Raw genomic sequence first — 11,118 nt, 5'->3', positions numbered from 1 at the left:
CCGTGGCAATCCCAGCCGGGGACGTAGTTCGAATCCTTGCCCAGCATCTGCTGCGAGCGCACGATCAGATCCTTCAGGATCTTGTTGAGCGCATGCCCGATATGGATGTTGCCGTTGGCATAGGGCGGGCCGTCATGCAGCACGAAGCGGTCGCGCTTCTCGCGCGTGCCCTGCTCGCGCAGCTTGCGATAGAGATCGATCTCGTTCCAGCGGGCGAGGAATTCCGGCTCGCGCCTGGGCAGGCCGGCGCGCATCGGGAATTCCGTCTGCGGCAGGTAGAGGGTGGAGGCGTAATCAGGCGCGTCGTTGACGGGCGTGTTGTCAGGCTTGTCGGACATCTGTTTCAACCTTGTGGCTCACCGCAGCATGCGGGAGCGGAATCTTCATCGAAATCGGGCGCGAAGCAGCGTTCCCGGCCCCTCGCCGCCTTGCGTGAAGGCGTATCAAGCGAGGGCCGGGCCGGTAATTCGCCGCCCGTCATGGCCGTATCGACCCGTCATCATCGTTTTCCCGACGCGTGTTGTCGCCCGGCTTGTAGCAAGCCAGTGCGCGCGAATAAAGCGTCTCGAACAGCAAACCCCGCCATCACTGTCGCAATGGCGGGGTCGCTGGCCGAATTCGGGGCGCTCAGGCGCCTCAGGCGGCGCGGATATCGCCGAGAAAACGCTCGACTTCGCCGCTGAGCGTCTTCGCCTGCTGCGACAATTCCTCCACGGAAGCGAGCATCTTCGAAGCCGCGTCGCCGGTCTCGCGCGAAGCATCGTTCACGCCGGCAATGTGGTTGGCGACCTCGCCGGTTCCCGCCGCCGCCTGCTGCACATTGGTGTTGATCTCGTGCGTGGCGCTCGCCTGCTGTTGCACCGAGGCGGAGATCGAAGAGGCGGTCTGGTTGACCTCACTGACGGCACCGGCGATCCCGGTAATGACACCGACGGCCTCCTGCGTCGCGCTCTGGATCGCCGTGATCTGATCCGCGATATCCTCCGTTGCGCGTTGCGTCTGGCTGGCGAGGTTCTTCACCTCCGCTGCGACCACGGCGAAGCCCTTGCCCGCATCGCCGGCCCGCGCCGCTTCGATCGTGGCGTTGAGGGCCAGCAGATTGGTCTGTTCGGCAATGGCCTGGATCAGCGAGATCACGTCACCGACCTTCTGCGCGGAAGCCGAGAGCCCCTGCATCGTGGTCTCGGCTCGACTGACCTCCGCGACAGCACGCTCCGTGGACTGGCTCGAACTCTCGACCTGGCGCCCGATTTCGCTGATCGAGGCAGTGAGCTCCTCCGTCGCGGCGGCGACGGATTGGACATTGGTGCTGGCTTCCTCAGTGGCCGCCGCGACGCTGGCGGAGCGCTGTGCGCCACTCTCGGCGAGGCTCGCCATGCCCTGTGCCGAATCCTGCATCTGCGTCGCGGAGCCGGAGAGGCTGCGCACGATCCCGGCAATGGTCTTCTCGAAACCGGAAATCGCCTGTTCGAGCTTCTGCCCCTTGGCGAGCCGGCTCGCCTGCTCACGTTCCTGTTCGACGCGCAGTGCTTCGCGCTCGGCCAGCCCGTCGCGGAAATACTGCACGCTCTGGGCCATCTGCCCGATCTCGTCGCTGCGCCCGATGCCGGGAACTGCAAGATCGCTCTCGCCCCGCGTCAGCCGTGTCATCACGCCGCTGAGATCGCCCAGCGGACGCGAGACCCGGGCGACGAGGCTCCAGATCGTGAAGCCCACACTTGCAGCCAGCATGACGAGCGCAGCAATAATCAGCATGCCGGCAAAACGTGCCTGCTCTTGCGCCGTCGCGACGGCTGCATCGGTGCGCTGTGACATCATGACGAAGAACCCATCGACCGGGGCCATGATCTCCGCCTTGAAGCGGTGGTACTGGCGCGAATGCAAAAGGCGCGCCGCATAGGCCATGTCGGGCTCGCCCTGGAGGCTGTATTCGCCGTTCTCATCCGCAAACAGGCCCTTGACCGCATTCATCGCCTGCGTCTCCAACGCCACGAGCCCGTCTGAATTGTTCTGCGCCTGCGTCAGAAGATCGAATTCCGCCTCGGTGAAGCCCGCTTCGTGCTTGAGATCTTCCAATGCGATCGTACGGTCCGCCGGGCGCGGGACGGCGTCGCCGGCTGCAACGAAATCCCAGTAGCTGCGCCAGTAGTCCTGCGGACGCGGCTTCTCGCCGTTGCGGATGGCGAGCACGTCCCAATATTGGGCCTCGTAAGACTCATCGCCGGTGACGGCATAGGTGCGCGCCAGCCGGGTGAGGTCGTCGGAGCTCTGACGCAACTCGTCGGCGAGCAGATAGGATTGATATTTCTGCTGATGCGCCCGGTGTAATTCGCCCGTGGCGGATTTGTAGAAATAGGCCGCGCCGGTAACGGCGAGGATCGACAGAACCAGCGAAGTCGTGATCAGGGTCGTGAGGCGTTTGATCGTCATGCCCGTTTTCTCTCGCTCACATGGCCTGTGATCGGAAGATTTGCCACAATGCAGACCCTTGCAGCGAAGCCGGGGGGGGCGGGCAGAGCGCATTTCTGATCACGAGCGCATTACAATTCAGGATGAATTCAATGCGTAAAATAACGTTCTTTAATTGATAAAATGATAATCAGAAAGCGCTTTTCGAATCAGCGGCAATCTTCGCGGTCATTCCGCATATCAGGCCGGGTCAGGGGCGGCGCGCGATGGCACCTCCCCCGAGCGCAGCGGCAATTCGCGCATCCGCAGCAGAAAGCCCAGCGCGCCGGCCAGAATCAGTGCCGCAAAACCGAACGCCCAGGCGAAGGCGCCGGCAAAGCGCTCCGGATCGGCCGAAAGCGCGCCGGATCGCAGGGCGCGGGCCGCATCGGGATCGGCTGCACCGAGACCGCCAAGCACGATGGCGCCAAGCGCTGCCACCATCAGCGCACCGCCCAGTTGCCGGAAGAAGCCCATGGCGCCGGTCACCGTCCCCACCTGATGCACGGCCACCGCGTTCTGGATCGCCACCGTACAGACCGGCAGCAATGTGCCATTACCCGCCGAGATGACCGCGATCAGGGTGGCGACCAGCCAGAAGGGCAGAGTCGTCACGAAGAACGCCAGTACCAGCATCGCCGTGATTGCGACGCTCAGGCCGATGATCGGCACGCGCTTGTAATGATCGAGCCGCGACATCAACCGGCCGGCGGTCGTCGCGCCGATGACGGTGCCGAGCATCAGCGGCAGCAGCGCGAAACCCGATTGCGCCGCGTTCAGGCCCCAGACCGTCTCATAATAGACCGGCATGTAGATCGTCAGACCGATGAACGTCCCCATGCCGAAAGCCGCCGCGAGCACGCCCGTGCGCACCACCTGGTTGGCGAAGAGCGGCAGCGGGATGAGCGGCTCGCGCGCACGCATCAGGCGCAGCGCAAAGGCGATCCAGAAGACGAGCGAGAGGCCGATCAGCCCGATCACCTGCGGCGATAGCCACGGATGCAGATTGCCGCCCTGGCTGAGCGCCAGCAGCAGCGCCACCGTGGCGCAGACCATCAGCACCGCACCGGGAATGTCGAGCCTGTGCGGACGCTCGTGCCGCGGCAGCCGGGCAAGCGTCGTATAGGACATCCACAGGGCCAGCCCGCCGAGTGGCAGGTTGACCCAGAAGATCACCGACCAGTGCAGGTATTGCGCGATCACGCCCCCGATGGTCGGGCCGGCGACGCTCGCGGTGAGGAAGACGCCCGCGATATAGGCCTGATACTTGCCGCGCTCGCGCGGGGAAACGACATCCGCCACTATGGTCTGCGCCAGCGAGATCAGCCCGCCACCGCCCAGCCCCTGTATGGCCCGCGCCACGATCAGCCAGATCATGTTGGGCGCGAACGCGCAGGCGATCGAGCCGATGACGAAGACGCTCACGGCGGTCAGCAGCGCGAAGCGGCGCCCGTGTATATCGGAGAACTTGCCGTAGAGCGGCGTCACGGCGGTGGCCGAGATCAGGTAGCCGGTGATCACCCAGGGAATCAGTTCGGCATTGCCGAGCTCACGCCCGATCGTCGGCAGCGCCGTGGCGACGATGGTCTGGTCGAGGGCCCCGAGGAACATGGCCAGCACGATGCCGCCGATGATGGCGCGGATTTCACGCTCATTGAGGTTGTATTCGCGCGTCCGCGCTCCCTGATCCATGGCCTGACCTCCCCGACCAGAACTAGCGCCCTGTCCGGCAAATGGGACACGCGATTTCGCCCAATGCATCTGGACGTGATGAGCGCGCATGCGAGTCAGCAATGCTGATCCTTGATCTCGGCGCGGAGGCCGTGCCTGGCGGGCCGGGCTTCGGGCCGGCAACCGCATGCAAGTCGGCATCGCGCGTCGGAATCGTCGCCACATCTATTGGACAATCCTGCAACTCTTTAATACATTTGGTTGAAATATGAGCGAATCACACGCGGAGAAGAGTATTTTCATGAATCGTCCGACATTTTTACACAAGGGTGAGCCTGCGAGGTTGTTTCCGGTTCTGGCCGATTCCTCAAAGGAAGGCCGCGCGCTTTCGATCTTTCTCGCCTGTTTTGCGCATGTCCCGGAATTCGGGCGGGCGCTGATGACCTCTCTGGGGCAGCGCACGGGCACGCGCACGCGGTTTCGGGTGTTCACGGAGGTCGAATTCGCCGGTAACGGCGGCAAGAACAATCGCCCCGACGGAATTCTGATCGTCGAGAATGGCCGCAGCAGCTGGTCGGCCCTGATCGAGGCCAAGATCGGCAACGCCGAACTCACCACCGAGCAGCTGAGCGCCTATTGCGAGATCGCCAAGGCGAACGGCATTGATACGATCATCACCATCTCGAACCAGTTCGCGCCCCTGCCCACGCATCACCCGCTGAAACTGCCGGCATCCGTGCGCAAGAAGGTCGAGATCTTCCATTGGTCCTGGATGTATCTGCTCACGCAAGCGAGTCTGCTGATCGAGAACGAGGAGATCGCGGATGACACGCAGAGGGTCATCCTGCAGGAATTCATCCGCTTCCTGTCGCATGAGAGCACCGGCGCGAAGAGCTTCACCAGCATGCCCGCCGAGTGGCCCGAGATCGCGGCGAAGATCCATGCCGGCGGTGCGGTAAAGCAGAGCGCGGAGGAGGTGAAGGATGTCGTCGGCGCCTGGCATCAGGAATTGCGCGATCTGAGCCTGATCCTCACGCGCCAGCTCAAGACCGAGGTGAAGGTCCGCATCCCGCGCAAGCATGCAGCCGATCCCCAGCTGCGCCTCAAGGAGGATGTCGCCACCCTGTGCAGGGAAAACCGCCTGGAGGCATGCTTCCAGATCCCCGCAGCCGCCGCGCCGCTCGATCTCGTGGCGGATGTGAAGGCGCGCTCGATCACCACCAGCATGCGCCTGCGCGCGCCGGAGGATAAAAAGAGCACGAAGGCCAGATTGTCATGGCTCCTGCGCCAGATCGGCAAGGCCGAACTGCCGGCCACGCATATCCGGCTCTACTGGCCGGGACGGGGCGGCGCGACGCAATATGCGCTCGACGCACTGCGCGAGAATGCCGACATCGCCCTTCCCGACCGAAAGGAGATCGCGCCGCATACCTTCGAGATCATCCATGTCTGCGATCTCGGCGCGCGCTTCACGCAGCGCAAGAATTTCATCTCCGATCTGGAGAGCGCGGTGCCAGCCTTCTACGAACAGATCGGCCAATATCTCAAGGCCTGGCAACCCAGCGCACCGCGCATGCCGGAAGACCGTGCGAGCAAAAAAGACGTCGAGCCCGCAGTGATTGCCGAGGAGATGGCGGCGGATATTGCAGAAGGGCAATCGGCGGGGGAGTAAGGGACGATCGGAGACGGGAACAAGGCCTCCCAAATGCAATGCGCATGGCCGCCTTTGATCCCTCCCCTGAGGGCAGGAAAAACAGCCCGCGCCCTTCATGCGGGCGCCTCCCCGCCCGGACGGGGAGGGAACGAGCGCGGAGAGTACGGAAGACCGGGATCATCCGCGTCAAGGCCTCTGCAAGCGCCCCCCGTTTGGCGCATCATTGCGTCAGGAGGGTACCCGCTTACGGAACACGAAGCGTCACCCGATAAACTCAGAGCGCCGGCCTGACTCCGTCAGGCCGGAACGCGCTGTAACCCCCTCGCTGCAGGCCCGCTGTTGTGGAACACGGGGGTGTGGTGATCACGCGGGCGACAGGGCCGGTTTGCGGCGGGCGTCGCTTTCATAGAGGTCGTCGATATCCTCGCGAATGGCCCGCAGGCGGGTGTGGATGCCGTCGGCAATGGTGCGCAGAGCCTGGCGGGCGTCGGCGTCCTGCAGATCGGCGAAGGTCATGTCGAGCGCGTTGAAATGCGCGCGCAGATGGCCCAGTTCGTCGATGATGACGAGCAGTGCCTCTTGCGCGGTCGGTGGCAGGGTCATGTCGGAGGGGTGGATCGGGCGATGCGCCTGGAAGCCCTCGACCAGTGCCTTCATCCGCGTGATCTCGCGCGGCGTGCGCCCGCCGAACATGCTGCGCAGCCAGACGACGTCATCATGCGAAAGCGCGCTCATGCCAGCCCCCTTTCGCTCGGAACGAGGGGAACAGGAGCCGTCATCCGGCGCGCCGCCCTGCCTGCCGAACCCGGATTCGAGAATCGCGTGTGTATCCCCGCCGAACACGCCGCGGGCGCTTCCGCCGTGAAGGCGGTTTTGGTATCGCTGATTATAGCCATTGGAAAACGTAGCCTTTTCTGGTGGTCAGAGCCGGGTGGAGGTTGCACCCTCCATCCGGTTCGCAATTTTATATAGCATTTCAGGAACGAATCTGCAACATGGGTTGTGGTGGGATTTTCGGGCAGTGGCGACGGGTGAACCTCCGCGCACTTGGTCGAATGCTATGGAATGCCGTAACTTGAAAAAACGCTTTCTCTTTCGAATGACATATTACCGAAATTTGGAGCGATATCTTGCTGATGGCGCGATATACGCAAAGCATAACCCTCATTTCCAAGGCGGATATCGGATATCATTCGATGAAATCGTTGCGCGGAGAGGAACTTCCGCTTTTCAAACGCCATGCGGATCGACCGTAAACCATTTCGTCCCCTTCTATTTTTCCCCGATCACGAAAATGGCGTTCACGATCGATCGGGGAAGTGTCAAGCTCAGGGCACCGGACGGGAAAATTCTGGAAGACGCGTCGATGAACGATGTCGCGTTTCTCGTCGTCGAGCCACAGAGGCTGTTTAACTCGGGCAGACAATGCTGGTTCACGGATATCGCCTGCAATTCGGGGATACAGCCGGCCTATGAGGACGACCCGGCAAAGCTCGAAGAGCATATCGATTGGGCTCTTTTCGACGACAGCCCCTACACAGCGGCGATCCCCGAGATCGGTTATGCGGGGGTATGCAGATATCAGCAAGATCGCGACGATCCCCCGGCGCACCAGCAGCGCAGCAAGAAGCGCATGGCGGAATTTCTCGTCCGGGACTGTTTGAAGATGGAGGAGGTTTCGTGCATCGTGCTCAAGAGCGCCGAACATGAACGGCATGTTCGCGCGTGGCTGGACGCAGCCGGTCTGCCGATCCGGCTACTGATCAAGCCCGCGTGCTATGTCTGAACCATGACCTTTTGAACCATGACGATCGAATACAAAACAGGCGATATGTTTGATGAGCCGACCGAGGCCATCGTCAACACGGTCAACTGCGTTGGCGTGATGGGCAAAGGCGTGGCCCTTGAGTTCAAACGGCGCTGGCCGGAAAACTATCGCGCATACAAGCGCCTGTGCGACGCGGGCGATCTTGCCCCGGGAAAGATGTTCGTTTTCGACAACGGCGGCCTCATGGCGGATGGCCAACATCGCTATCTCATCAACTTCCCGACCAAGCAGCATTGGCGTGCGCAGTCAAAGCTGGATTTCATTGAGCAGGGGCTTGATGATTTCATCAGAAATATCAGAAATCTGGGGATCATGTCCGTCGCATTGCCACCGCTCGGCTGCGGAAATGGCGGGCTTGACTGGAACGACGTCCGCCCCTTGATCGAAGATAAACTCGCGTCGCTGCAAGACGTGCATTTCGTCGTGTTCGCGCCAGGATCCGAGAAAGGCCCTGCACCCGAGCAGGAAGGCATACCAACCGATCTGACCGTCGGGCGGGCGACCATGATGGTCGTGTTCTCAGAGCTCGAGAAATTTTTCGGCGGCCAGTTGACGCGGCTGACGGCCCAGAAGCTCGTCTATTTTATGCAGGTTCTCGGCATTCAATTCGGCCTGCAATTCGAAAAGGGGCAATTCGGCCCTTACAGCAAGGAACTCCATGCGGCGTTCAAGGCCATGGAGAAGAAGGGCTTTATTCAGGGATATAGCGATAGTGAAGAAAAAGTGATCGTCACCCATGCGACATTCGCAGCTTCCAGCGAATTCCTGAAGAAAAATAACGTCGAGGTGAACGCGATGATCAATGATTTATCGTTGCTGGTCGATGGTTATGAAACACCTTTTGGCATGGAACTCTTGTCCAGCTTGCATTATTTGTCGATCGCAGAGGGGATTACAGATCAGCCCTCAATGTCCGAGGCGCTGGAATCCTGGAACGACCATAAGCGTGAAAAGTTCTCCCGCGCTTCCGTCACCGCCGCCCTGAATCGTCTGAAAGAAGACGGTTACATCAAGGCTGAGCACTGATCACCCCACCTCCCCCGTCCCTCCACGCCCCGTCTGCACGCCGTAATACGCCCAGAGCACCTTCGCCGCGACGCCGCGCCAGGGGCGCCATTGGTCGGCGAGGATGAGGAGTTCGGCGGGTTTGGGGCGGGTGTCCAGGGTGTAGGCGAGGCGGGCGCCTTCCTGGAGGGCGAGATCGCCGGCGGCGAAGGCGTCGGGGTGGCCGAGGCAGAAGAGCAGGTAGATATCGGCGGTCCACGGGCCGATCCCCTTCACCGTGACGAGGGCCTCATGGGCGGCATCGGCATCCTGCGCGGCCAGATCATCAAGCGGCAGATCGCCCTGCGCGACGGCCTCGGCAACGGCGCGCAGCGTCCGGATTTTCGGCGCGGAGAGGCCGCAGGCGCGCAACGCCTCGTCATCGGCCCCGCGCAGGGTCGGCGCGTCGAGAGTGGGGAAGCGTTCGCTCACCCGCCCCCAGATCGCCTTGGCGCTCGCGGTCGAGACCTGTTGCGAGACGATGATGGCGGCAAGGCCGGCAAAACCCGGCTCGCGCTTGCGCAGGGGAGGCCCCGCACCGCGCGCCGCGACCTCCCCGATGATCCGCGCCATCACCGCATCCTGCGCCCGCAGGGCATCGAGCCCCGCCTGCATTGCCGCTTCGCTGTCGAGTATCATCCGCCCCCGCTCTGGCTTATGGTGCCTGCAAACGACCGAACGATCGAAGGTCCGCGCGCGTGACGCAACCCCTTTTCCGCTTTGCCCCGAGCCCGAACGGGCTTCTGCATCTGGGCCACGCCTATTCCGCCCTCCTCAATGCGGATCTCGCCAAGCGTTTCGGCGGGCGGCTGATCCTGCGCATCGAGGATATCGACATCACCCGCTGCCGGCCCGAATACGACGCGGCGATCGTCCGCGATCTCGCCTGGCTCGGGCTTCGCTTCGAGGAACCGATCCGGCGGCAATCGCAGCATTTCGACGATTACCGCCTGCTGCTGCGCCGCCTGCGCGAAGCCGGGCTGGTCTATCCCTGCTTTGCGACCCGTAAGGAGATCGCGCAGGCCGTCACTGCCCGCGAAGCCGAGACCGGCACCTCCGCCCTGCGTGATCCTGACGGCGCGCCGCTCTATCCGCGTCTGTGCGCCGGGCTCGACCCCGCCGAGGCGCAGGCGCGGATTGAGGCTGGCGAGCCGTTCGCCCTGCGTCTCGACATGGCGAAGGCGCGGGCCGAGGCCGCACGAATCGCACCGGAGGGGCTTGCCTACGCGCGCTTCGACCGGGACGGAAATATCGCGCGCGTTCCCGCCGATCCCGCGCGCTGGGGCGATGCGGTGATCATGCGCAAGGAGATCCCGACAAGCTATCACCTCGCGGTGGTGCATGACGACGCGGCCCAGGGCGTCACCCATGTGGTGCGCGGGCGCGATCTCGAGCCGGCGACGGATCTGCACGTGCTGCTGCAATGCCTGCTTCGCCTGCCCACGCCGCTCTACCATCACCATGATCTGATCCGCGACGAGGAAGGCGAAAAACTCGCCAAGAGCCGCGTCTCGACGCCAATCGCGCAGCTGCGCGAAGAGGGCGCGGATCCGGCGGCCTTGCGGGCGATGCTGGGATTCGAGGCTTGATCGGCGCCCTGCGCGCGGTACATGCAGAGCATCATCACATTGCGCGAGTCCGCCCGTCTTGAACGCCCCGCTCCCCTCTCCCCGCTCCGAAAATCCCCGCGATGCGACCTGCGCGCCGCTCTTTATCGGCTCTGAGATCTATCGCGGCTCAAGCTACGGCGCCCACCATCCCTTGCGCATCCCGCGCGTCTCGAGCGTGATGGATCTCGGACGCGCACTCGGCTGGATCGGGCCGCAGAACTACGTCACCAGCCCGCGCGCCAAGCCGGCGGCGCTGACGCTCTGGCATACGCCCGATTACATCGCCGCGCTCCAGCGGGCGGAGGAAGAGGGCGATGTCGATAAGGAAACGCGCGAGCGGCACAATCTCGGGGTAACGGCAAACCCGGTCTTTCCGGAAGTGTTTCGCCGCCCAGCCACATCGGCGGGCGGGACGATGCTTGCGGCGGATCTCGTCCATGCCGGCGGGGTCGTGCATGTGCCCGCCGGCGGCACGCATCACGCCTTTCCCGATTACGCCAACGGCTTTTGCTATTTCAACGATCCGGTGCTCTGCCTCCTGCGCCTGCGCCAGCTCGGCTTTCGGCGCGTGGCCTATGTCGATATCGACGCGCATCATTGCGACGGCGTTGCCCATGCTTTCGAGGGCGACAGGGACGCGCTCCTGATCTCCGTCCACGAGGAACGCCGCTGGCCGTTCACGGGGGCGCTCGACGAGGATGGCGGGGGGTTGCATTTCAACCTGCCGGTGCCGCGTGGCTTCAATGACAGCGAGATGCGCGCAATCCTGCACGAGTTGATCCTGCCCCGCCTCGCCGCCTTCGCGCCGCAGGCGATCGTGATGCAATGCGGCTCGGATGCGATCGAGGAGGATCCGCTCTCGC

10 protein-coding genes are annotated in these 11,118 nt (G+C 63.2%); 5 read left to right on the top strand and 5 right to left on the bottom strand.

From position 1 onward, the window contains the following. From VKP01_RS02655 to VKP01_RS02645, 3 genes are all read right to left on the bottom strand, one after another. A partial coding sequence (locus VKP01_RS02655) for a class I tRNA ligase family protein (RefSeq protein WP_324410083.1) occupies nt 1–338 on the bottom strand: 338 nt, incomplete at its 3' end. Nucleotides 339–636: 298 nt separating this feature from the next. After that, the gene (locus VKP01_RS02650; protein WP_324410082.1) at nt 637–2,430 is read right to left on the bottom strand and encodes a HAMP domain-containing methyl-accepting chemotaxis protein; all 1,794 of its coding nucleotides are present in this window, start codon (nt 2,428–2,430) and stop codon (nt 637–639) included. A gap of 219 nt (nt 2,431–2,649) precedes the next feature. Then, nucleotides 2,650–4,140: an MDR family MFS transporter gene (locus tag VKP01_RS02645; RefSeq protein WP_324410081.1), complete on the bottom strand. Its 1,491-nt coding sequence runs from the start codon at nt 4,138–4,140 to the stop codon at nt 2,650–2,652. A 280-nt stretch (nt 4,141–4,420) separates the two neighbouring features. Here VKP01_RS02645 and VKP01_RS02640 point away from each other — a divergent pair, with 280 nt between their 5' ends. Continuing rightward, complete coding sequence (locus VKP01_RS02640; protein ID WP_324410080.1) at nt 4,421–5,791, top strand: hypothetical protein; 1,371 nt, start codon at nt 4,421–4,423, stop codon at nt 5,789–5,791. A 345-nt stretch (nt 5,792–6,136) separates the two neighbouring features. Here VKP01_RS02640 and VKP01_RS02635 read toward each other — a convergent pair whose 3' ends face one another. Next, on the bottom strand, nt 6,137–6,508 hold the full coding sequence (locus VKP01_RS02635; protein ID WP_324410079.1) for a hypothetical protein: 372 nt from the start codon (nt 6,506–6,508) through the stop codon (nt 6,137–6,139). A gap of 325 nt (nt 6,509–6,833) precedes the next feature. Between VKP01_RS02635 and VKP01_RS02630 the strand changes: the two genes are divergently transcribed. Continuing rightward, nucleotides 6,834–7,559, top strand: a complete 726-nt coding sequence (locus tag VKP01_RS02630; protein WP_324410084.1) for a DarT ssDNA thymidine ADP-ribosyltransferase family protein — start codon at nt 6,834–6,836, stop codon at nt 7,557–7,559. An 18-nt stretch (nt 7,560–7,577) separates the two neighbouring features. Beyond that, on the top strand, nt 7,578–8,627 hold the full coding sequence (darG, locus tag VKP01_RS02625) for a type II toxin-antitoxin system antitoxin DNA ADP-ribosyl glycohydrolase DarG (RefSeq protein WP_324410078.1): 1,050 nt from the start codon (nt 7,578–7,580) through the stop codon (nt 8,625–8,627). On the opposite strand, the gene VKP01_RS02620 is transcribed toward darG, so the two are convergent. Further along, entirely contained in the window at nt 8,628–9,284 is a 657-nt protein-coding gene (locus VKP01_RS02620; protein ID WP_324410077.1) for a DNA-3-methyladenine glycosylase 2 family protein, read from the bottom strand. A 59-nt stretch (nt 9,285–9,343) separates the two neighbouring features. Between VKP01_RS02620 and gluQRS the strand changes: the two genes are divergently transcribed. Both gluQRS and VKP01_RS02610 read left to right on the top strand, forming a co-directional pair. Beyond that, on the top strand, nt 9,344–10,234 hold the full coding sequence (gluQRS, locus tag VKP01_RS02615) for a tRNA glutamyl-Q(34) synthetase GluQRS (protein WP_324410076.1): 891 nt from the start codon (nt 9,344–9,346) through the stop codon (nt 10,232–10,234). A gap of 58 nt (nt 10,235–10,292) precedes the next feature. Next, nucleotides 10,293–11,118 (top strand): hypothetical protein (locus tag VKP01_RS02610; RefSeq protein ID WP_349254984.1); only part of this gene is annotated, 826 nt, incomplete at its 3' end.

It is taken from the genome of Saliniramus sp., assembly GCF_035311605.1.
In the GTDB taxonomy this organism is placed as follows: domain Bacteria; phylum Pseudomonadota; class Alphaproteobacteria; order Rhizobiales; family Beijerinckiaceae; genus Saliniramus.
This window is presented reverse-complemented; position numbering and strand designations above follow the sequence as displayed.